Genomic DNA, 21,428 nt, shown 5'->3' on the forward strand with positions numbered 1-21,428 from the left:
CGATGTCCAATGATGAACTTGTACTCAAAGTTAAGAATCTCTATACAAACTTCTATACCTACGAGGGAGTAGTAAAGGCTCTTGACGGTGTTAATCTCTTCTTGCGTAAGGGATCCACGATGGGTCTTGTTGGTGAGACCGGCTGTGGGAAATCTGTCACGGCTCGCTCTATCCTTCGATTGGTTGAACCGCCTGGCCGAATTGAGGGCGGAGAAGTGATATTCTACAAGCCGAATGAGGAGACTGGCGAAGTCGAACCGATAGATCTCCTGCAATTGCCTGATGAGGAAATGTTGCACATTCGAGGGAAGTACATATCCATTGTCTTCCAAGATCCTGCGACCTTTCCAAACCCTGTCTTCACAATAGGCAATCAGATTGCTGAGGTCGTCATGCTTCATCAAGATCTTCGCCGTGAAGCGGTTGAGACTAAGATTGATGAGATCAAGGCTGCCTTAGAGCAGATAAAAGATGACCAATCTGAGAAGGCGCATGACCGCAGAGAATCGCTTACGAGGCAACTGAAACATTTTGAATCACTTCTTGATAACCCTCCCGAGCCTGATTCTAAGTATAAGAAGAAGGCGGCTTTGCGAATTGCTGAACGGACCTTGCGTCTTGTTAAGATGCCCGCTCCGGACAAAATTATGACCCAATACCCCCACGAATTGTCTGGAGGGATGCGCCAGCGAGCTCTGATAGCAATGGCACTTGCATGTAATCCTGTCATTATGATTGCCGATGAGGCGACGACTGCACTGGATGTGACTGTGCAGGCTCAAGTTCTCAAACTCTTGAATGATCTCAAGGCCGAGATTGGTTCTTCGATTATCCTGATCACCCACGATATGGGCGTTGTCGCAGAAACCTGTGATTGGGTCACTGTAATGTATGCTGGGACTTCTGTCGAGAGCTGTGCAACTGCTGAGCTGTTTGCTAAGCCCAGACATCCGTACACGGCAGGATTATTATACGCGGTACCTAAACTGCATGAGCGTCGTGAGAGATTCCCACAGATTCGAGGTAGTGTGCCAAATCTGATATCCCCACCTACTGGCTGTAGGTTCCATCCACGATGCGACTATGCTACGGAAGAATGTAAACAGAAGAAGCCCGAATTACGGGAGATCAGCCCTGGCCACTGGGTTGCTTGCCATCATCCTTTGGAGGAATAAATGATGCCCGAAACACTTGTTGAAGTACAGAATCTGAAAAAGTACTTTCCACTGACTGGTGGAGTATTCCGCAAAGTCGTGGGAAAGGTTCATGCCGTTGACGATGTGTCATTTGAGATCTACCGCGGTGAAACACTTGGTGTAGTTGGTGAATCAGGGTGTGGTAAGACCACTCTTGGACGAACCATTCTTCGGCTCCTTGAGCCGACTGATGGAAAGATCTTTTTTGAAGGGCAAGATATCACCCATCTGAAAGGACGCGACTTGCGACTTTTGCGCAGGCAAATGCAGATCGTATTTCAGGACCCGATGGCCTCACTAGACCCCCGAATCACAATCAAGAATTCTGTCGGAGAGCCCCTATTGGTCAATGGTATTGCCCGTGGCCCCAAGATGCGAGATATGGTCCTCGGCCTCTTGGAAAAAGTTGGTCTGACGGAAGATCATCTCAATCGGTTCCCCCATGAATTTAGTGGCGGGCAGCGTCAGAGAATTTGTATTGCGCGAGCACTTGCTCTCAATCCAAAGTTTGTTGTGATGGACGAGCCTACGAGCAGTACTGATGTGTCGGTACAGGCTCAGACTCTCAATCTGATGAAGGATCTACAGGACGAATTCGGGCTCACGTACATGTTCATCTCTCATAATCTCAGTGTTGTAAAGCACATGAGTGATCGAGTTGCAGTCATGTATTTGGGAAAACTTGTCGAGCTTAATCCGATTGACATTTTTGCAAAGCCGCTCCATCCGTATTCCTTTGCACTAGTGTCTGCTGTACCAGTTCCAGATCCACGCTATGCCGGGCGAGCTCAGATTCTCAAGGGCGAGGTGCCAAGTCCAATTAATCCGCCTAAAGGTTGCAGGTTCCATCCACGCTGTATCTATGCACAGGACATTTGTAGGACTGAAGAACCCCCATTGAAAGACACTGGCGATGGACACCTTGTGGCTTGTCACTTTGCTGGAGATCTCGATTTCGGTAGAAGTGCTCAGCAAGAATATGCTGATGCAGTAGAGAGCATGGTTGGGTAATCCCCACCATGTTCCATTACCTTTATTTTCTTTTACATCCTTTTTAGCATGAGGAATAGAAATGAGTTTTGAGCCTGATTCTGATGATTCTTTTGCATATCCTGATGGTGTTTCTGAAGTAGATGCTGCAGAATCTATCTCGGATAGTACCGATCCGAGTTGGGAAGATATCATGTACCATGAACCGATTGACGATACCAATGTTTCACTTACAGGATCAGATGTTGTTGCTCTCAGCATAGCTGCTGTTCAGACAGTCTTTCTCCCTCTTGTTATCCTTATGATCTTCTTATTGGCAATGGGTCTTTTTCTCTCCATTTTCTTCTGAGGTGCTTCTGTGACGCGGACACGATTCGAAGTGTATATTCTTCGTCCCGCGGCCTATGCCTCTGTTTTATTGACAGTGAACATCATTGTTGCCTCATTTCTTTTCTTGTTTGATGTTATCCTAAACTTGTTTACAGCCGTAGCAAATCTGACGGTCTTTGAGTTCGCTCTCTTTCTCATTCTTGGAAGTTGTCTAATGAGTCGTCAGCCACTTGATGATTCAAAAAGGTATGACTCATCAGGAGCCCCCTCTAAATCATGGGCCATGTATCTTCTTGGCCGTGACACCTTGCTCACTGGTGTCTTCATTTTGATGTTTGGCGGCGTTGCGTATGCCCTATCATTAGTGATCTGAGACTGTTCACCAATGAGCCATAGCATCCGATGTTGTTTTCTCTTTTGTAGTATGGCGAATGCGTCTGATTATAGTTCTTGGAATAAAATAGAACAAGAGTACCGCCATCATGGTCATGTACAGAAATGCAAGTGGGAAATTCACGGCTGCGATGGCTAATGCTGGATTGAAGATCATTGTTGTCACTACAAACGTGAGGGATCCTGCCAGAATTGTGGGGACCATCTCCGCCCACGGTGAGATGATGATGAAGACTGCACCTATGATAGCGGTGATCTTCAACCACTCAGTGATGCTATTGACGGCCAAATGGACATACACATAGTCTTCTTTGCAGAGATTTTGCATATCGGTCTTCATAAGGTCATCAAGAAATGTCGATGACACTTTCGGGTCTCCTGGTCCTATGAGGACAACTATGCCGATGAGGATTACTCCTAATGAGGCGCCTAGTACACTTGATCCCTCCACGAACGAGAGGCCTATCAAGATTGAAGAGGTGCCTGCAAAGATGCCCACTAGCATTGCGCCGAAGAGCGTATTGTCCGTCATCAGTTCGTGAAACTTTTTGGAAAATTTGCCATATTTTCTTCGTGAGATGTTATCCATTGCCCATTCGTGAGAGATGCATCTGACATATGCGGTCTCTCCCGTGAGGTCCAAGTCTGTCGTGTCAAAAGCATCAGCCAATTTGGTCTCGAATTCGGAATATTGCCTCAGCTTCATTATGTTGTGAGCCGTATATACTATGATCAGCAGGCCCATTGCGAAAAAAGTAATTGCAAGTTCTACGAGAACCATGATTTTTCACCTACTTGGACGAAAGTACTTTGGCCAGAGAATTGAGCCAGATATAGTATCCCAGTTGCAGATCTCTCGGGGTCCACTCTGTAAACACTTTTCCCAAGTGAAAAAGTACCTCTCCCCTCAGAGGTGACTCCTTATCAAATCCGATCTTGAGCTGCACTGTCTGGTCAAGTGATCTCACCTCAAGCCCATACTTGTGGATGAACTTCGGGCTCTCCGAGAAGCGATAATCCAGCTCTTTCCGCGGTGGTGGACATACCTTCACCTCTGGCTGTGCTTGATCGATAATCACTCTGATTCTCCGTTTTTTGTAGACTGGTACCAGTTCCGCTCCCATAAGATTCCCGGGGAAGAACAACGGTCTCGCCCGCTGTGTTTGCTCGGCTATACGTTCCTCGAGAAGCCCATAGAAATCGCCTCCCGACCCATCAAAGAAGACTCGTTTGCCATCATAACTGATTTTGACTCCATCATTGTGAGAGTGAGTTATACCCAATGGATTCTTCTTGGTCTTCAGGGTATTTCTTGCGTAGATCCACGGAATTGTGACCATTGGCAGCATCCTATCTGTATGGTCAGGCTTCCGTTTCATGATTTCCCATGTGGACGGATTGACAACATAGAGCGAAAGGAATAGTGGTTGGAACCGTTCAACATATTCTAATACGAATTCAATGCATTCCTGAGTATCAGTATGGACCTGATCTGTGATCTCGGAAATCTGTTTCAGGTCAAGTGTGATCTTTCCGTTTCGTGTTAGATTATGTTTCTGAAATGATGTGAGATTTATTGTGATGTTGAATGTTTCCTCACATTTGTGTATGGACTCGTAATCTATTTCAAGCTCGATTGGCACAATTTGAGGTCTTTCAGAATACGGATAGGTCTTACGGTCACAGCCAAAATTGAGATACCTTCAAAAAGTCAATGGCATCGGGATAATTGTGGCATCTCTATCTGGTCGTGTGTACGATCTTACAAAAGCCCCCCTCCGAGACTGGGTGCGCGTCTTCAATGAGGGAAGTGATTACGACTCCCTCCCCTTCACCGAACATGATCTTCATACTCTTGTAAAGAAGGGAGTCATTAGACGTGATCATCTTCTTGTAGGATATGATGGTCCTGTGCCAACCTCTGTCGCGCGTATCATCGATGACCCTGTGAGAAACTCTCTTGGTATCGGTGACTTTGTTGTCTCTCATGGACGGGACTCTGCTGGTCATAATTTGGTATATTCCATTCTACGATGTGCACGTCGGAGAGGGTATCATCATGTTATTGCCTGGCCACGTTCGGGTGAGACCCGTGCTTCCGATGTCTTGGGCCGCTTCATCTTCGAGCTGCGACAGGTTCGCATTAATCTTGGACTGAGCATCTCCCGTCGAGACGGACGATTCCGTAAGGTCACCGGATTGAGCAAGGTCCTACTCTCTTCGAAATCAAAACTACCCTCCTTTGGATCTCTAGTTCATGAGGGATATCTCTCTGTCACAGAGGTACGCGACATACTCTCACAACGCTGGTATCCCTGTGCTGGCCTCAAGTTATCTTCACACACGGATGCCTCTCTGATCGGATACTGTTCTAAGACTTCACGAAATGTTGGGTGGATTCTGGTAGGCTCCCCTTTGGCCTTTGGGCCTCTCTCTCCTACAGTCACGGCTGATGAATTGCGTACAATTATCAGTGCGCTCTATTCTAAGGGTGTGCGATCTGTTTTTGCTGAGATCCCAGCAGACCGCGACATCCGTGAGACCTTTGAAACTTCCGGGTTTATCGTGGATCATACACTCTATCGTCTCGAATTTAATCTGGCATATCCTGAAAAATGAAATTTGGCGCGTTATGAAATATGCATAGGCATTTTCTAGAATCAATATATACTAGTTTTCCCCGTAATTATACGTTATTCAAGCCGGGAGGACTGAACTTTTCAAGTGCGGGAATTGGGAAAGTTGCAGTTGAGGCAAACCTTTGATTCCATCCGTCCTTCTGATGCGGGTGTTGGAAACGTAGTTCGGCGACAGAAATTCCCCGTGGGCGCCACTGGGCGCTCACACCTTATTTTGTTGGGAACTCTCCATAGTGATGACATCTGATCCAGTGGTCGGTCTCGACCTCTCTATACTCTGGGATCTCTTGCTTGCAGATGTCAGTCGCAAATTGGCAACGCGGATGGAACGGGCAGCCTGATGGTACATTAGTCAGGTCTGGAGGATCTCCAGGAATTCCCCTCAGGACAGGACGCTTTCCACCTGCCCGCATTCGCATCATTGCAATGGTTGGGAACGAGCTCATGAGACCCATTGTGTATGGATGGCTGGGGTCTAGAAAGATCTGTTTTGCATCACCATATTCCATGATCTTGCCTGCATACATGACTGCAACTCTGTCGGCAAGCTCTGCGATGACCCCCGCGTCATGGCTGATGAGCAGAAGCGACACTTCGAACTCATCTCTGATCATGGCAAGCACATTCAGGATCTGCCGCTGGATGGTCACATCTAATGCCGTTGTGGGCTCGTCGGCTATGACCAGATCTGGCCCCTGAATGAGTGACATTGCAATGAGAATTCGCTGTGCTTCTCCACCACTGAAGCTGTTAGGGTCAAGCACAAAACGTTGATCGGCATCGGCGAGACTCACGAGACCTAAATACTCAAGCACCTTACGACGCAGTTCTATAAGCCGCACATTCTCCGAGTGTATTTCCACTGTTTCCCCGGTCTGATAGCCAACGCTATATTGTGGGTTAAGCGAACGTTGCAGTCCCTGAGGGATCATTGATATCTGATCGCCTCGAATCTTTACCAGTTCTTCTTCTGGCAACTGTGTGAGGTCCATTCCCTTGAAGATGATCTGTCCCTGTACTCCCGGGCGCTCTTCGGCAGCTACGCCGTCCCCATAATATTTTTTCATTATACCCGGTTCGTTCTGGACGCCAGCTCGAAACTTGGCGATGCGATCGAATAGTCCCATCAGTGCGAGGGCCAAGGAACTCTTACCACATCCACTCTCTCCGAGTAGCCCAACACATTCTCCTTTTCGGATCTCTATTGAGACATCATCAACGGCCTTAACAAGGCCTTTCTTTGATGGGTAGTATGCGGATAGATGCTTAGTCTCGAGTAGAGGGTCTCCCTTTGCCATGGCAATCACGACTCTTTCACACTATCAAGTCCAATATAAGTCGTGCCGACATCGCATCTACCCATTTTTTATTTTCCGCGCATCTCTTTCTCCCCAATTTTATTAGAACACGTGTTCCAAAAAATTCTACATGGGCGAGAAAACGGAGGGAAATTTATTTCTATTTATCGAGCGCGAACTTTTTTACCACTCCGGGAGTTCTTCATACCTGTGGCAGAAGATCCAATGATCATCTTCGACCTCACGGTATTCAGGTACTTTCTCTCTGCATATGTCCGTTGCATACTCACAACGCGGATGGAATGGACAGCCTGATGGTGGATTGACAAGATCGGGCGGCTTGCCAGGAATCCCCCTAATTCGAAGGCCCTTCTCTCTGATGCGGCGTATGATCTCCATGGAAGGATTGCTCATTATGAACGCGCGAGTAAATGGGTGTCCCGGAGAGGTCAGAACTCTCTTGGTGCTTCCAAATTCCATTATTCTTCCACTTGACATGACCGCGACGCGATCCGATGTCTGCGCCGCGACTGATTGATCGTTGCTGATCAGAAGCATTGCGAGATTCAGTTCACGACGGGCCACTTCAAGAGCGTCAAGGATCTTGCGCCGAACACCAGCATCTACAGCAGTGGTCGGTTCATCGGCAATCAACAGTGCAGGGTTGGAGATCATGGCCATGGCAATCAGGACACGTTGGTCCTCACCCATACTGAATTGCCCCGGTTTCTGGTAGCGTCTTATGTCAGCATCTCCAAGATCAACGATGTCCAGAACTTTGAGGACTCGCCTTAGGACTTGGCGTTCAGTGAGCATGTCGTCTTCATCGTGTGCCCAGAGCGATTCCGCAGTCTGATATCCAATTGTCATATATGGGTTGAGAGAGAGCTTGGTTCCTTGTGGAACGTATGTGATTCGATCGCCTCTGAGTTTACGATATTTCTCTTCGTCTAACGTGAGGAGATCCTTTCCTTCGAACCAGATGTGCCCTTCGAGCCCCGGTAATGCCATCCCCATCTCCTTTGATGATAGTCCCTTCTTCCTAGCCTCATCTCGAAGTTGCCAAAGGCGTTTGTTTTCCTCATTGCCTGAAGATGAAGCGTAGAATCTTGAGACCTGATCAAAGATGCCCATGATCGATAATGCTATCGAAGTCTTCCCAGCTCCAGACTCTCCGAAGAGGCCCACTACTTCTCCGCGTCTGATGTCAAAGGACACATCCTCTACAGCATGCACGAGACCTCTCTTGGATGTATAGTAGGCACTGAGATGCTCGACCTTGAGAACAGGGTCGTCGATGAACGAAGGCATGGATTATCATTCATCTTCAATCACAAAAGGTCATCGACTGACGCATACGTTCGAAGCCTCCATCGACAGCAATATTACTATGGTCGCCGTGGATTGGTTGGTGCCGGAAACCATGGAGTCGAAGAAGGCCAGTGCGATTGGTATCTATGTCGCATTCTCGATTCAGGCAATTGCAATGGCTATCGGCTGGCAGTTCATCTCCTACTTTCTCAAACATGAACTTGGAGTCACTTCCTATCTGGTCATGACCACGCTCTTTGCAATCCCCGCACTAATCACGATTGGTGCAGTTGGTTTCTGGGGGTTTGTCTCTGACAAGCTAGGCCGGCGTAAGCCCGTCATGATCCTTGGTTTTGTGGGCTATTTTGCGACTTACTTGTTTTACTCGTTCGTCACAAATGAGATCGAGTATTTCATTATTGCAGTCATTGGGACCTTTTTTTCAGCAGGGGCAATTCCCGCTGGTCAGGCACTTTTGACCACTGATACGCACACCAAAGGTGAACGCCTTAGCCTCCTTCTTGTCGCACAATCAGCTGGTTGGTTCTTGGGTGCACTCAGTAGTGGGTTCCTGTACGATCTCATAGGCATGTATACGCTCTATCGTATTGCTGCATTGTTGAGCATATTTGCTGCGGTCTCGTGTATAATCATTGTTCATGATGTTCCCATTAGAGAACATGTTGAGCATGATACTCTAGGGTTCATCCATCTACTTGGTCGTCCGGGAATGCCACAGTTACTTCTAGCAATCGCCCTCAGTTCTTTGGGCGTTAATGCAATCACGTCAGTCGTACCGATTATAATCCCTGACGAACTCGGTGGTCAGATCTCATATGTTGGTCTGGGTAATTCTGCGGCAACCGCTCTTGCAGTACTGATCACTGCTTACGTGGGTCGAATCATTGACAGGAAGGGCCCAGTTGGTGTAATCATCATCGGCTATGCAACATACGCTATGTTCGCCTTTGGATTCGCACTTGTCACTGATCCTATCTCCGCTACTATTCTCTATGCACTTCCATTATATCCCTTGGCGAGTACAGCCTCGTTTACATTTGGATCCCTTATCTCTGGGGAAAAAGAGCGTGGCCGCGCGATGGGCTTGGTCAGTGGTGCTCAAAATGCTGGGGCTGCTTTGGGCCCAATTATTGGTGGAGTCTTTGCAGACCAGATCTTTCATCGAGCGCAACCGATTGCTTGGATTACATTGATGTTTAACATAGTTGCACTTGTTCTCTCCATCAGTCTAATAGGTGTGGGCCGGAGGCTTCAGGCTGAGACCGTTGCAAAACGAGTTGCTTCGGAATCGGTGGGCCCCGATGGAGATGGTACTCTCTAAGCGGAGTTTTCATCCAGATGGTTATTACCATTTAATCCGCGATATCATCGAGTTTGCATCAACTCTTAGTGAAACCTTCATTCCCTCTTGAAGATGTTGGCTTAAGTTGCCTTGCTCAATCATTCGATAGGTGCCTTCACCTACTGTAATGTTGATCCATTTAGCAACAAAGAACACAGTCGGTACTCGTTTTATTTTGATCAGTTCTATCGGACCTTGTATGGTATTTTTGGAGAGCATACAAATCCACACTCGAAGAAGATATCCTGATACGAACCATAGGACACTCATGAATGCAATTATTGCAACTAGCTCGTACCATGAGAACGATAGCAGATATTCCCGTAACCTTGGAATTAACATATAGAGGACCGGAAATGCAATAATGATGCAAAGTGTAGGCACAAGTAAGGTCAATGCAATCAGTGCGATCCAGTACATACGCGAGGTGATAGTGTGCGCAAATGGCATACGTACTATCTGTCTGTAATGGGATAAATGATTTTGCTATTACCGCGTCACTAGAACTTGGATCTTTGTGGAGGCAGTTTTAATCATTTTCTTTAATTATCATGTCTGTCTGAGTATCGTCAAAGGTCACAGCGTCAGAGATACACATCTAAGATCCGTTAGAGTGGGGGTGTGACATATTTTGGAATTAATATTTGGACCTTGGCACCCGACCCTTGAGTGTTGGGTATCCTATCTTGAATGCTCAGGCTTCCACCGTATTTCTTTGCTATTAATTGGGCCTGAATCAGGCCGACTCCTGCAGAACGCTTTTTGGGATCCAAGATGCTCTCTTTTATCGCATGTGGAATTCCCGGCCCATTATCTTCAATAGTCACACAATAATAGATGTCCTCCTCTTTGATGGTGACCCACACTTGCTTACGGTCTTTGTCATTATGAACGATCGCGTTCTCAATGATAGTTGAAAAGAGGCGTTCCAAGTGTTCGTCAGCCATCACAATCGGATTGAGGGTCCGATATTCGACTTCTATATTGGCATCTTGATATCTTGTTGATAGTTGTTGAAGTGCGTTGTCCAGTGCCTTTTGAAGAGACTCTACAACCATAGGTGTTGAAATAAGATTCTGCGTCATGGCCATATCAGATATGATCTGTTGCGCAGACTCGACAGAATCCAGTATCATTTCGATGGAGTTTGCTTGTTCCTTTGTCATGGATTGACGCTTCAGGAGTTCTCCTGCTAACTCTATCCGCTGGAGAAAGTTTCGTAGATCGTGAGCCATGATGTCTGATGTGACAAAGGCAAGTTCTGCAGCTGTTACTGCTCTCTTTTCAGCTAGCATCTGTCTTGTGATGTCAACTATCTGTACGATATATCCTTCAATATGCTCTTCCTCCCCCATTCTCAGCGGAGCAATACCAACCTTCAGGTATGCAGTGTCCCTGCGTTTAGTCGGATAGATATTTGCTTGGGCTAACCTATTGAAGTCTAGAGTCAGATCGAAGATTAGGGTCTTTCCTTCCTTGACCTTTCTCTTTATCTCCTCCGGAAGATCGGGTGCCTCTAAGAGATTAAAATTCCGTAATTCTTCAGGTGAGTCAATTCCTGCCAGTTCTATTCCTGCCTGAGTTATTTCTACTACATGACCTGATAAATCAAAGATCACAATCGCAATTGGGGTGGTTTCAAATATTGCACGTAGACGGCTCTCACTTTGTTCTAGTTCCCGGATAGTATGTACATAATCAGTGATATCGTTCTGATATAGTAAGTTCGCGGATTTTCCCGCAAGCTTGATCTTCTTGACAAATGAATCCACCCAACAGACTGTCCCATCTGGGTGAAGATACCGAAAACGAAGACTTGGTAATTTGAAGAGGCCTTGGTTCAGTTCGCCATTTCTCGCTCTCAGTATGGGCACATCATCCGGATGAACTCTGGCCCATATTTCTTCATTACTTAATTCTAATGCTTCTTGACGTGAACATCCAATTTGTGAAGCAAATGATTCATTGATATAGACATATCTTCCATTCTGCATAATCGCAATGCCCTCAAATGCTTCTTCAACCAATAGCTGATAGCTGGGCCCTCTCTTCTGGAGTTCACGCTCAATCTCTTTTTTCTCTGTGATGTCGTGGATTTCAACAACAGTAAATATATTATTTTCGTTACCTAGATGGAATCGCCTGCTGGTGAAGGCAAGATCTCTTATTCCAATGACTGGAAACTTAATGGTGGACTCGACCTTCTCTAGAATGCTGTCGCCACGTGATATTTGTTCCATAAGACTCTGTAATTCCGTTGTCTTGAAGCAACCCTCCTTTAGCTCATCGAAGCGCATTCCAATCGTGTTGTTTTTTACAAGTTTGAAGGTTTCATAGAATGAACTATTTGCAATAATTATGCACAAGTCCGAATCGAGAATCAACAATGGTACGCTAATCGTATCAAATAACATCTCTCTAATTCTATCCGGTGCGGGAGAGACCAGTGAAGAATCGAGATCAGTGTCAACATCAAATGCGATAATTACAAATTCTTGCGGGTTGCCTGCGATTTTTAGGGGGAAATGAATGACAATCTGATCGGTGTCTAGGACTGGTACATCTATCTTTACTGCGGCCCGTTTGTGGTGTGAGAGCACTGAGGTGAATGGACAATAATCTGGTGCTGTCTTTTCTTCATGGAACACATCCCAACATTTCTTTCCCTTGATCTCCTCCAATGGCACTCCCAGTAATGCGAGTAAAGGTGGGCTGGCCTCGTGAATGACATGATTCTTGTCTACGAGTATTGCTGGTGTATTCATATAAACAAGCAGACCTGTTTCGTTACTGTTGACATTTGGCACGTGGTACCACACCTAGTTGTTGGGTCGCATCTCGATTGTCCGATTCTCAAAATCTTAATCATTAATGATTATTCCATGGGCGAGTCAGATAAGGTTAGTGTTGTTACGTTTTGTTAATCATCAATATTGACCGGCATCCCATTAATGAAGACCTGTTCGGGGCGACTATAGAAGTCAAAGGGATCGCCTGACCAGACAACGATGTCCGCATCTTTTCCTCTTTCAAGCGAGCCGACTCGATCTTCTATCCCCAGAATCTCAGCCGGATTCATTGTCACACATCGAAATGCCTCCTCGCGTGTGAGACCGTGTTTGATGACGTACATTGGCAATAACTGGAAGTGTAGCATAGGTGTCAGCGAGTCTGTCTGCAAGGCCACTTTTACTCCGGCCTTCACAAGTTTGACTGCGGTCTCAAATGATCGCTCCCGGGTCTCGGGCTTGCTCACCCAGTACATGGTTGGACCGACTACTGCTGGAACATCCGCCTCTGCGATAAAGTCCGCAATCTTGTGTCCCTCGGTGCAATGAATGATTACGATTCTGATGTTGAACTCTTTTGCAATTCGAATGATGGTCACGATGTCATCTGCTCTATGAGCGTGTGCATGAAGCGGGATCTCTCGCTTGAGGACCTTTGCAATGACCTCCATGGCAATATTCTTTTTCGGGGGTGTTGGTGGGGCCTCTCCCTTTTTCTTGGCCTCGCGGGCCTTCTCTCCGTATGCTGTCCACTCGTTGAGATAGTTCTGGCCTTCAGTGAAGGTCTTACGCAGGAGTGCAGCCACTGCCATTCTTGTTGCTGGTGATCTCTTGTCGTTCCCATGAACACGTTTCGGATTCTCACCCAGTGCAACCTTCAGACCGGACGGTGCAAGGACTACCATTTCATCGACTACACCTGAGCCTGTTGGTTTTATGACAAAGGCCTGACCACCGATCACGTTTGCAGAACCCGGACCAGTGTTGAAACAGGTGACACCTCCCTGAACGACCTCTTTTAGGGATGGCTCAAAAGGATTGAATGAGTCGAGGCCACGAAGCTCCGGTGTAATGGGATTTACAGATTCGTTGCCATCTGCTCCGGCCCAACCGATCGATCCATCAAATATCCCTTGATGCGTGTGCGCGTCAATGTAACCGGGTGTGACGAACTTACCAGCCGCATCAATGATCTCCGCGTCTTTGGGAATCTCGATATTCTTCCCGACAGCCTTGATCCCATTCTCATCAAACAGAATGGTTCCTTCTTCAATTGTCCCTTGGACCGGACACATAATCGTTGCACCAGTGATCGCTTTCATTGTTGTTCCCAGTGTATTGTGTTGTTTCTTGATTATGAGTCTTCGCTCACAGGTAATGGATCTAGGTCGTTCGTGAAGAGTGATAGTGCTTCGGTGTGTTTTGAGGTACGTTGTTTTACTATCTCTTTTCTCGAAATGAAAAAATGAAAATATTTGCGCGCAAATATTTTTATCGCAATTTATTGCAAATATTAATATCGAATTAAGTAGAGTTATGATGAGAAGAAAATGCAGCTGCCCGTAATAGTGACCAAGGAGCGTCAATACTTTGTGGCTCTCGCACCGGATGTGGATATTGCGAGCCAAGGTCTAACGATGGATGAGGCTCTAGCAAACTTGGAAGAAGCGCTTGATTTCTATTTTGAGGATGAAGATGTTATTCGTCCCACAGTGTAACTAAGAAAATGCTCTTGTACTAGTTCCTTTATCTCAAACCTTGTACAGTGAGGCTCTTACATTGATGCAGATGAATCCAATTACCATCAAACCAATCGGTGTGATCCGTACTCCATTTGAAAAGAGCAAGGGACTCCCCATTCAGGCGTCTATGACTGATGTTGAGGGCCATGTGGAACTCGACCCGGAATATGTGGATGGTCTTGCTACACTTGACTTGTTCTCTCATGCTATTCTTGTTTACTGGTTCCATAAGGTGAAGCCGGTGGAGTTGACAGTTGTTCCGTATATGGATTCAAATCCACATGGGGTGTTTGCCACTCGTTCTCCTTCACGACCAAATTGTATTGGTCTGTCCACTGTTGAAATAGTAGAGATCAATGGTCCAATCATCCGCTTTCGAGGCGCTGACATGTTGGACTGGACTCCGCTTCTCGACATCAAGCCTTTTGTTCCCGAATTTGATAATCGGGAGAACGCCACATCCGGCTGGCTAACAGAGTATCTTAAGAAGACACCACGCAAATTTTCCGATGATCGCTTTGAGGCATAGCAGAATTCGTCAACATTGTTCGTGTAGACAGAAGAAATAAAATTATCGAGCCCGGATCATGGGCTCGATATTGTAAAATTATCTTTTTTAGAGCCGTTTTGCAACAAGTGCGGTCAGATCTGCAAGCCTGTTCGAGTACCCGGCCTCGTTGTCATACCAGCCAAGAACCTTCACAAGATTGCCAGTCACCGCAGTGGTCAATGAGTCAAAGATACAAGAATGGGTGTCTCCAATGTAATCTGATGAGACCAATGGTTCCTCAGAGTAGGCCATAATTCCCTTGAGCTTGCCCTCGGCCGCCTTCTTGAATGCAGCATTGACCTCCTCGACCGTCACCTCTCGTGGGAGCGTGACGACAAGATCGACAAGTGATGCGTCCATTGTGGGAACACGAATGGCCATGCCGTCGAGTTTTCCTTGCATCTTCGGATAGACCAGACCGATCGCTTTTGCTGCGCCAGTGGTCGTGGGTACAATGTTCCAGCAGGCTGCACGGGCACGACGCAGGTCGCTGTGTTGCATGTCCAAGATTCTCTGATCGTTAGTGACAGAGTGGACTGTTGTCATGAGACCGTGTACTATGCCAAAGGCCTCATCAAGGGTCTTGACCATGGGTGCGAGGCAGTTGGTTGTGCATGAGGCGTTTGAGATGATGTGATGCTTTGCAGGATCGTATTCCTCATCGTTGACTCCGAGAACTACTGTGAACATGTCACCCTTTCCCGGTGCGCTGACGATGACCTTCTTGGCACCAGCAGTGAGATGTTTTGAGGCATCCTCCGGTTTGCGGAAGAATCCGGTTGACTCGACCACAATGTCAACACCAAGTTCTTTCCATGGAAGCTTTGCAGGATCCCGTTCAGACAGGACCTTAATCTCGTGGCCATCGATCGTGATCACTCCATCACCCGAAGTGACCTCGCCGGGATATTTTCCCATGACCGTATCATGTTTGAAGAGATGTGCCAGCGTACGCGCGTCCGTAAGATCGTTGAGTGCAACAACTTCGAACTCGCTCTTTTTCAGAGCTGCCCGAAGATAGATGCGTCCAATCCGCCCGAATCCATTAATTGCGACTTTTACCGTCAATTTCTTACACCGAGCCTGTCGTATTGATGTGTGTGGGCGTAATCGCCTCGGCTATATGGTTTACTGTAGGTCGGTATCTTCATTGTGTGATCTGTCTTATCGGTGTTGGTGCATTCCTATAGCGTTCGTTGGTTGTATTATTCGAGTATGCGTGCCGTAGACCGCATAGATCCATTTAATCATTCATCATCGAATTATTCATATACCTTTCATTACAAATAGATAATGATGCAGAAGGTTTTGCCGTGTCCGTTGTAATTGTCCGATATCGCCACCGGGGACGTATACGTAAGAACATACACTTGTTATTGATCGCTGGTCTCTTGCTTACAACAATGTTGTTCTTTGTCACGTCCGGAATGACTGAAGTACTGCTCCCGAATTATGAATCGAATACGACGATCGAGTCGCAATATTCCGGGGTGCCGCCGCCCATCCCTTTCACTCTGATGCTTCATGATGTGCCTCTGGGCTCATTGATAAATGCCACAGTACAGGTGGGCTTTTTCCAGATGCCCGATTCCGGTGAGTATGCACTTGGATTCGAAACAGACTATCTCACGATTACAAAGACTCCTGTCTATTCTTCTGCGCATGGCTTAGGATATGACGAGATCCGCAACTACTACTATACAAAGGTGCTGGGTGATACTGCCGATACGGTCGAAAGTTTTGTCCATACCCCTGTGAACCGGCTCTCAGCCGACAGTCCTGTTTGGACACCTTATTCGGCCTTTGGACTCTACTCGAATCATTTTTCCGATTCCGATTTCAGACAGATAACCCATGCTGGGTGTGCTATCGAGTTTGTCAATCTCTCTATCTACTATCCTAATAATCCAGCCTCGTTATGTGGTCCTAGTGTGATTCGCCTCGAAGTGTCTTATACAAAGACCACCACAGGATGGACTGTGGACTACATCATGTCGTCATCGAATGAGAATGGCGTTGAATACCATGAGACCATTCTGGTGATACAGCATCAGGCAAGCAGTCCGATCTCGCTGTTGTTCCTCGGTCTGATCGGGGCTTGGGGTATTGCGCTGGGGTCTACTCTTCTCAAGACTCTTCTCAAGAAACGGATGCGACGACGTGAAGGGCCAGAGATTGTCCTCTGTCTAAATTAAGTCGGCACAATCCGGATCTTCCAATAGCCTCTGTTTTCATGTTTATGTTCAAATAGGTCTCTATCAGCCACTGATCACACCTGCCTCTGTCCAATTGTGTGAGACAATGCGTACATGATATTTTTTTAACGGTCTTTTACTTGGTCTTGGCATGGCCCTTAATATTACGATAGGCGTTGCAATACTTCTTGTAGCAACAATTCCCCAGATAATGGCCGCATACATAAGCATACGCGGTTATCTTCGGACCCGGTATCGACAATATGCATTCATGGCTTTCACATGGTTAGTGATGTGGATGGGGACTCTGCTGATCGGTCTTGCGTATTTGACCCTTAACACATTGATCTATCGTATGGGTTTTGTTATTCAGGGCCTTGTCACGTTTGGTATCATGGGTCTCGTAGATTCTGTCGCTCTTGATCACGTAGACTCACGTAAGCTGATTGCAGTCACTGCTGCTCAGACCGCACTTGTGATCTATGGGGCCTCTGAGGTCTATGTGACTCAACATACCTCTGTTCTTGGTGAAGTGGGTCTAGAAATGACAGGTCCTCTTGCAGCAGCGGGTTCTATTGTGTTCATTTTGAGCGGTGCCTTCTGGCTGTACTATATGGCATTGATTGATAGGGCCGTGCCTCAGACGCTCAAGAAGTATTCTAGAACCACATTGATCGGTGCGATCATTGCTGGACCTGGCTCAATTATCGCCTTTGCCTCAGGTTTTGTCTGGATCTTTCCGGGGACCGATTATCTCATGATCGGAATTGGGGCCTTCCTGACAGCTTACGCTTTCACAAGACAGCCCAAGCTGGGCTACGTGTTGAGGTTCAAAGTCTTTAGGCTGATGGTCTTCGATTCGGAGTCAGGGATACCGATCTATACCTATACGTGGGATCAACGCGGACTTGTGGACAGCACGCTCTTTTCGGGGGCGCTCACGGGCATCACAAATCTGCTCAACGAGTCACTCAGTCGTGGTGCGATGCGTGACATCATCTTCGAGAGAGGCGTGTTACTAATTCGTAAGACTCAGTTCGAAAATGTTGCATTGACCCTACTATCGACTAAATCGACTCCGATTCTTCGTGAGGGTCTCGACTCATTTGCTGAAGCCTTTGTGAGAGAGTTCGAAGATGCACTTGCCACGAGCCTCTCTATGCCCTCCAAGTTCCAAGCTGCCGATCATCTGATTGATGATGCATTTCCGTTCGTTGTTGCTTACGAGGAGTGATTCTTAATCATCTCTTCATGTGAAATACTGGTGGTTCCCAACTTGTCATAGAAACCGATGGCTTTCAGTGATGTGTGGCTCATACTGCAAACAAGATTCTTCGGATTTATGAGAATTGTTAAAATGTTTCATGGTCATTAGAAAGTGAGGATGATCTATGATTTAGATGGTGCTGGTGAAAGATTGTTATCCGCTTTCGGTGCACTTGGCTTGGATTCGGTCGTTGGTGACACGCCCAGTTCTTGTACTGTGACATTCAGTCCTGTGCGTCGCAAGAGTGCTCGGTACTGTACGTGGGGGGTCGTCGATGGAACGCTTGATGTGGAAATCGTGGACATGGATCTCGACTCGGGAACGGATATGGTGATTGCGCACTTTGGGCGGACCTCTGCACTTGCTGACCCGCGCATCACTGTGCGATATGGTTTCATACCATATCTTCTTCTCATCCTCTTCTTGATGGTCGGCCCTCTTGCCGTTTTGTCGTTAATCTCTCTCGGCAAGGTCTTCGCCATTGCGCTTGGGGTGTTGGAGATGGTCTTGTCGCCGCTCTTGGTTCGCTGGATGCGGAAGGTAGGTATTGCAGGAGACGAATTCTTTGTACGAAGTCTGTCGCGTCTGACATCGGGGGACGAATCAGTAGCTCGTGATCGCTTCTCTGACTTCTTGAGGGCACCATCTCGAATGACGGTGGTGTCTCTCATACTAGTCATGGAATGCATTTTCGTTATTGTGACTGCTCTATCCCTATTTTCCTGAAGGTGGACTCTCCTCATATGGCTGACTACGATTGATGCAGTCGTCACGACCTGTGATAATGAATGCGTTCCGCTAAGGATAACAAAGATCCCAGTCCGCATGGAATGAATGGATCATCGTCATGATTTCGGTATATGCCTCGTCAGAGTAGAATGGTCTAGGGCAGTACCACTGACCATTGTTGCCAACCCCAAAATGGATGTGCGCCCCACTTCCCGCTTTCAGGAACGTTGCAATCCTATCACCAATGCCGACCCAGTCGCCGACCTGTACGTTCAGGAGCGCCAGCTGCTGGTCTTTTTCGGTACTGTTCTGTGTCCATGGTTCAAAGTTGTAGAGCGCGATCAATGACGTATTGAACCTGATGACGATGGAAACGTGGAATCTGTTTGTCACATTTTCACCATTATCTCTGACCTCTATGCTCTCCACCTGTCCCGGTGCTGCTGCGATTACAGCGGAGCCGTTCTTGAAAAAGAAGTCAATGCCGTTATGAGGAAAGCCCCACGGGCAATTGTCGCTCTCACTATAGCCTTCATTGAATGCGATAATATCCGACCTGTTCGCGTAGATCACGTCCATGTTGTCTAGGCGGGTCGAGTCGTATCTGGTCCCGGGATCGAATCCGATGTCGTTCTTGTTGCGGTAATACATGAATCCGCCAGCCACTATCATTATGATGGCAATGATCGCCACAACAATCTTTCTTCGCATAGTAATAATATCTCTCTCGTCCCTCAAAAGAGTTTGGAATTTTTACGGTTCCCCGCTCTCACGAATGTCGCGGTTCCATGAGTGACTGCTGGCATGGCCTGTGCCTTGAACGGACCTCGCGTGAAATAGCATAACTCTTGGACGATAATAGTGGTGGTCACCGCCAGCCTTACTGTTCCTTGAGCAGGTCTTGAAATGTTTCTCTGACCTTGTCGAGGCTGGGCGTGATCTCGGTCATGCAGTACGGGTCTTCAGGATGTTTGTGATAGTAGTCTCTGAACTCTTCTTCAGCAGGATAAAAGTCCATGTACGGAAGAATCTCTGTCACGATCAGTCGGCGAAACATTCCTCCTGCATCCATGCGCGACTTCATCTGCTCGGCCATCATTTTCTGTTCCTTGTTGTGATAAAAGATCACTGACCTGTATTGCGTGCCCACGACTGACCCTTGCCGATTTGCTGTCGTGGGGTCATGGATCGCAAAAAAGACCTTCAGAATCGTCACGTATGTGATCTCTTCCGGGTCGAACTCGATCTGGACAACCTCTGCATGTCCTGTCTTTCCGGTCTCTACTTCCTCGAACGTTGGATTCTCGACATGGCTTCCGGCATATCCCGGAGTCACGTTCTTTATTCCCTTGAGTAATTGGTAGACCGCCTCAGTCAGCCAAAAGCGGCCCGCGCCTAATGTTGCTAGTTCCATATTGTCCCCTTAGCCTTAGTTAAATACAAATCTGGGTCATGTGCCCATCTGTTATAACTTTAAGCCAATGGCACTTTGCTTATGGTGTCCGCACGCGCACTCCTCCATTTTAGATTGATGTTGCTCTTCCGGTCTGCTGAATATTTGCTGTATCTCTCCTCTTTTTCTCTTCACTCACAGAACTCTTACGATTCTATTCTTGTACGAGATGTTTAAACTCTCGCGCGATCTTTGTCACCTTCGGGTCGATGACGAAACGGCAGTACGGCTGTCTGGAATTGCGCGTGAAATAGTCGTGATGATACTTCTCTGCTGGATAGAATCTTTTGCATGGCTCGATCTCGGTCACGATCGGCTCGGAGTATCTCCTGCTCTCTGTTAATCTATGCACGGTCCGTTTGGCAATCTCCCTCTGTCGGTCATCGCAATAGAAGATCACCGACCTATACTGTGGGCCAATGTCGTTCCCCTGGCGGTTGGGTGTTGTCGGGTCGTGTATGACAAAGAACACTTCGAGTATCTCTTCAAAGGTGATCTCTTCCGGGTCGAACTCGATCTTGCAGACCTCTGCGTGGCCTGTGGTGCCAGTCGAGACCTCTTCATAGGTCGGCTCGTCAATGTGGCCTCCGGCATATCCTGGTGTGACGCGCTTGACTCCTCTCAGCCTCCGGTACACTGCCTCGACACACCAGAAGCAACCGGCACCAAGTATTGCGATCTCCATGACCTCTCTGCTCTCGTGGCATCTCATTAGTCGATTGGTGTGGTGCCTGTTTTCTCACCATGATGCCAATCGATGAGTTTCTAAGCTCCTACGCCTGTCTTGGTGCCGAGATGAACCTGTCTGAGGGATGAATGTGTCCGAAGAGAAGTCTATCAAGATCGTTGCAGAACTTGTCATTGCTCCTTTTGGTGTGGGAACGAGCCTTAGCGACTATGTCCGTGCGTCGGTCAGGGTGATCGATGAGTTTCCGGGGATTCGCGTACAGCACACGCCGATGAGCTCTATTGTGGAGGCTGACTCTATAGACCAAATTCTTGAGGTCACCAAGGCCGCCCATGAGGCCATGTTCAAAGCTGGTGCTCAGCGGGTCTCCACATTGCTTCGCATTGATGATCGTCGTGACAAACCTAGAACTATGGAAGATAAAGTCAAGGCAATATCTTGATTCGTTTCACCGATATTAAAAATATCTGTTAATAGAAGCAGTTCAAGATACTG

23 protein-coding genes are annotated in these 21,428 nt (G+C 47.2%); 12 read left to right on the top strand and 11 right to left on the bottom strand.

Annotated features, from left to right (window positions below; all coding sequences use genetic code 11):
• The first annotated feature begins 2 nt into the window (after positions 1–2).
• From K9W43_04665 to K9W43_04680, 4 genes are all read left to right on the top strand, one after another.
• Complete coding sequence (locus tag K9W43_04665; GenBank protein MCF2136516.1) at positions 3–1,175, top strand: ABC transporter ATP-binding protein; 1,173 nt, start codon at positions 3–5, stop codon at positions 1,173–1,175.
• A gap of 3 nt (positions 1,176–1,178) precedes the next feature.
• Positions 1,179–2,207, top strand: a complete 1,029-nt coding sequence (locus tag K9W43_04670; GenBank protein ID MCF2136517.1) for an ABC transporter ATP-binding protein — start codon at positions 1,179–1,181, stop codon at positions 2,205–2,207.
• 61 nt (positions 2,208–2,268) lie between these two features.
• On the top strand, positions 2,269–2,535 hold the full coding sequence (locus K9W43_04675; protein MCF2136518.1) for a hypothetical protein: 267 nt from the start codon (positions 2,269–2,271) through the stop codon (positions 2,533–2,535).
• A gap of 9 nt (positions 2,536–2,544) precedes the next feature.
• Positions 2,545–2,889: a hypothetical protein gene (locus K9W43_04680; GenBank protein MCF2136519.1), complete on the top strand. Its 345-nt coding sequence runs from the start codon at positions 2,545–2,547 to the stop codon at positions 2,887–2,889.
• A 6-nt stretch (positions 2,890–2,895) separates the two neighbouring features.
• Here K9W43_04680 and K9W43_04685 read toward each other — a convergent pair whose 3' ends face one another.
• The gene (locus K9W43_04685) at positions 2,896–3,690 is read right to left on the bottom strand and encodes a hypothetical protein (GenBank protein MCF2136520.1); all 795 of its coding nucleotides are present in this window, start codon (positions 3,688–3,690) and stop codon (positions 2,896–2,898) included.
• 10 nt (positions 3,691–3,700) lie between these two features.
• Positions 3,701–4,552 carry a hypothetical protein gene (locus K9W43_04690; protein MCF2136521.1) on the bottom strand — a complete coding sequence of 284 codons (852 nt, stop codon included), beginning with the start codon at positions 4,550–4,552 and terminating at the stop codon, positions 3,701–3,703.
• A 49-nt stretch (positions 4,553–4,601) separates the two neighbouring features.
• Between K9W43_04690 and K9W43_04695 the strand changes: the two genes are divergently transcribed.
• Positions 4,602–5,528, top strand: a complete 927-nt coding sequence (locus K9W43_04695; protein MCF2136522.1) for a hypothetical protein — start codon at positions 4,602–4,604, stop codon at positions 5,526–5,528.
• Positions 5,529–5,757: 229 nt separating this feature from the next.
• Here the strand turns inward: K9W43_04695 and K9W43_04700 are convergent, their stop codons facing one another.
• Complete coding sequence (locus K9W43_04700) at positions 5,758–6,846, bottom strand: ABC transporter ATP-binding protein (protein MCF2136523.1); 1,089 nt, start codon at positions 6,844–6,846, stop codon at positions 5,758–5,760.
• A 183-nt stretch (positions 6,847–7,029) separates the two neighbouring features.
• Positions 7,030–8,157: an ABC transporter ATP-binding protein gene (locus tag K9W43_04705; GenBank protein MCF2136524.1), complete on the bottom strand. Its 1,128-nt coding sequence runs from the start codon at positions 8,155–8,157 to the stop codon at positions 7,030–7,032.
• Between K9W43_04705 and K9W43_04710 the strand changes: the two genes are divergently transcribed.
• Positions 8,144–9,499, top strand: coding sequence for an MFS transporter (locus tag K9W43_04710; protein ID MCF2136525.1), 1,356 nt, complete (start codon positions 8,144–8,146; stop codon positions 9,497–9,499). The two genes, K9W43_04705 and K9W43_04710, sit on opposite strands and share 14 nt — an antisense overlap.
• A 24-nt stretch (positions 9,500–9,523) precedes the next feature.
• Here K9W43_04710 and K9W43_04715 read toward each other — a convergent pair whose 3' ends face one another.
• The 3 genes from K9W43_04715 to K9W43_04725 form a co-directional block, all read right to left on the bottom strand.
• Positions 9,524–9,970, bottom strand: coding sequence for a hypothetical protein (locus K9W43_04715; GenBank protein MCF2136526.1), 447 nt, complete (start codon positions 9,968–9,970; stop codon positions 9,524–9,526).
• A gap of 158 nt (positions 9,971–10,128) precedes the next feature.
• A complete protein-coding gene (locus K9W43_04720; GenBank protein MCF2136527.1) occupies positions 10,129–12,327 on the bottom strand; it encodes a PAS domain S-box protein in 2,199 nt (732 codons plus the stop codon).
• Between the two features lie 113 nt (positions 12,328–12,440).
• Entirely contained in the window at positions 12,441–13,631 is a 1,191-nt protein-coding gene (locus K9W43_04725; protein MCF2136528.1) for an amidohydrolase, read from the bottom strand.
• 228 nt (positions 13,632–13,859) lie between these two features.
• Here K9W43_04725 and K9W43_04730 point away from each other — a divergent pair, with 228 nt between their 5' ends.
• Positions 13,860–14,027 (top strand): type II toxin-antitoxin system HicB family antitoxin, encoded by a 168-nt coding sequence (locus K9W43_04730; GenBank protein ID MCF2136529.1) that lies wholly within the window; start codon positions 13,860–13,862, stop codon positions 14,025–14,027.
• A 64-nt stretch (positions 14,028–14,091) separates the two neighbouring features.
• Positions 14,092–14,580 carry a tRNA (N6-threonylcarbamoyladenosine(37)-N6)-methyltransferase TrmO gene (gene tsaA / locus K9W43_04735; protein ID MCF2136530.1) on the top strand — a complete coding sequence of 163 codons (489 nt, stop codon included), beginning with the start codon at positions 14,092–14,094 and terminating at the stop codon, positions 14,578–14,580.
• Between the two features lie 87 nt (positions 14,581–14,667).
• Here tsaA and gap read toward each other — a convergent pair whose 3' ends face one another.
• Positions 14,668–15,669 (bottom strand): type I glyceraldehyde-3-phosphate dehydrogenase, encoded by a 1,002-nt coding sequence (gap, locus tag K9W43_04740; GenBank protein MCF2136531.1) that lies wholly within the window; start codon positions 15,667–15,669, stop codon positions 14,668–14,670.
• A gap of 245 nt (positions 15,670–15,914) precedes the next feature.
• On the opposite strand from gap, the gene K9W43_04745 reads away from it, so the two are divergent.
• The 3 genes from K9W43_04745 (at position 15,915) to K9W43_04755 (ending at position 18,789) form a co-directional block, all read left to right on the top strand.
• Positions 15,915–16,796: a hypothetical protein gene (locus K9W43_04745; protein MCF2136532.1), complete on the top strand. Its 882-nt coding sequence runs from the start codon at positions 15,915–15,917 to the stop codon at positions 16,794–16,796.
• A gap of 151 nt (positions 16,797–16,947) precedes the next feature.
• Positions 16,948–18,030, top strand: coding sequence for a hypothetical protein (locus K9W43_04750; protein MCF2136533.1), 1,083 nt, complete (start codon positions 16,948–16,950; stop codon positions 18,028–18,030).
• A 150-nt stretch (positions 18,031–18,180) separates the two neighbouring features.
• Positions 18,181–18,789 carry a hypothetical protein gene (locus K9W43_04755; protein MCF2136534.1) on the top strand — a complete coding sequence of 203 codons (609 nt, stop codon included), beginning with the start codon at positions 18,181–18,183 and terminating at the stop codon, positions 18,787–18,789.
• A gap of 72 nt (positions 18,790–18,861) precedes the next feature.
• On the opposite strand, the gene K9W43_04760 is transcribed toward K9W43_04755, so the two are convergent.
• The 3 genes from K9W43_04760 to msrA (K9W43_04770) all read right to left on the bottom strand — a co-directional run bounded on the left by K9W43_04760 (position 18,862) and on the right by msrA (K9W43_04770) (position 20,957).
• Positions 18,862–19,503: a M23 family metallopeptidase gene (locus K9W43_04760; GenBank protein MCF2136535.1), complete on the bottom strand. Its 642-nt coding sequence runs from the start codon at positions 19,501–19,503 to the stop codon at positions 18,862–18,864.
• Between the two features lie 169 nt (positions 19,504–19,672).
• Positions 19,673–20,206 (bottom strand): peptide-methionine (S)-S-oxide reductase MsrA, encoded by a 534-nt coding sequence (gene msrA, locus K9W43_04765; GenBank protein ID MCF2136536.1) that lies wholly within the window; start codon positions 20,204–20,206, stop codon positions 19,673–19,675.
• A gap of 193 nt (positions 20,207–20,399) precedes the next feature.
• Positions 20,400–20,957 carry a peptide-methionine (S)-S-oxide reductase MsrA gene (gene msrA / locus K9W43_04770; protein MCF2136537.1) on the bottom strand — a complete coding sequence of 186 codons (558 nt, stop codon included), beginning with the start codon at positions 20,955–20,957 and terminating at the stop codon, positions 20,400–20,402.
• 106 nt (positions 20,958–21,063) lie between these two features.
• Here msrA (K9W43_04770) and K9W43_04775 point away from each other — a divergent pair, with 106 nt between their 5' ends.
• Entirely contained in the window at positions 21,064–21,375 is a 312-nt protein-coding gene (locus K9W43_04775) for an MTH1187 family thiamine-binding protein (GenBank protein MCF2136538.1), read from the top strand.
• Positions 21,376–21,428 lie beyond the last annotated feature (53 nt).

Source organism: Candidatus Thorarchaeota archaeon (assembly GCA_021498125.1).
GTDB lineage: Archaea > Asgardarchaeota > Thorarchaeia > Thorarchaeales > Thorarchaeaceae > B65-G9.

Coding starts and splice junctions, on each gene's coding strand:
- tsaA (MCF2136530.1), top strand. CDS start 14,092: ATGCAGATGAATCCAATTACCATCAAACCAATCGGTGTGATCCGTACT.
- K9W43_04665 (MCF2136516.1), top strand. CDS start 3: ATGTCCAATGATGAACTTGTACTCAAAGTTAAGAATCTCTATACAAAC.
- K9W43_04685 (MCF2136520.1), bottom strand. CDS start 3,690: ATGGTTCTCGTAGAACTTGCAATTACTTTTTTCGCAATGGGCCTGCTG.
- msrA (MCF2136537.1), bottom strand. CDS start 20,957: ATGAGATGCCACGAGAGCAGAGAGGTCATGGAGATCGCAATACTTGGT.
- msrA (MCF2136536.1), bottom strand. CDS start 20,206: ATGGAACTAGCAACATTAGGCGCGGGCCGCTTTTGGCTGACTGAGGCG.
- K9W43_04760 (MCF2136535.1), bottom strand. CDS start 19,503: ATGCGAAGAAAGATTGTTGTGGCGATCATTGCCATCATAATGATAGTG.
- K9W43_04700 (MCF2136523.1), bottom strand. CDS start 6,846: ATGGCAAAGGGAGACCCTCTACTCGAGACTAAGCATCTATCCGCATAC.
- K9W43_04675 (MCF2136518.1), top strand. CDS start 2,269: ATGAGTTTTGAGCCTGATTCTGATGATTCTTTTGCATATCCTGATGGT.
- K9W43_04725 (MCF2136528.1), bottom strand. CDS start 13,631: ATGAAAGCGATCACTGGTGCAACGATTATGTGTCCGGTCCAAGGGACA.
- K9W43_04710 (MCF2136525.1), top strand. CDS start 8,144: ATGAACGAAGGCATGGATTATCATTCATCTTCAATCACAAAAGGTCAT.
- K9W43_04670 (MCF2136517.1), top strand. CDS start 1,179: ATGCCCGAAACACTTGTTGAAGTACAGAATCTGAAAAAGTACTTTCCA.
- K9W43_04715 (MCF2136526.1), bottom strand. CDS start 9,970: ATGCCATTTGCGCACACTATCACCTCGCGTATGTACTGGATCGCACTG.
- K9W43_04755 (MCF2136534.1), top strand. CDS start 18,181: ATGATCTATGATTTAGATGGTGCTGGTGAAAGATTGTTATCCGCTTTC.
- K9W43_04705 (MCF2136524.1), bottom strand. CDS start 8,157: ATGCCTTCGTTCATCGACGACCCTGTTCTCAAGGTCGAGCATCTCAGT.
- K9W43_04750 (MCF2136533.1), top strand. CDS start 16,948: ATGGCCCTTAATATTACGATAGGCGTTGCAATACTTCTTGTAGCAACA.
- K9W43_04730 (MCF2136529.1), top strand. CDS start 13,860: ATGCAGCTGCCCGTAATAGTGACCAAGGAGCGTCAATACTTTGTGGCT.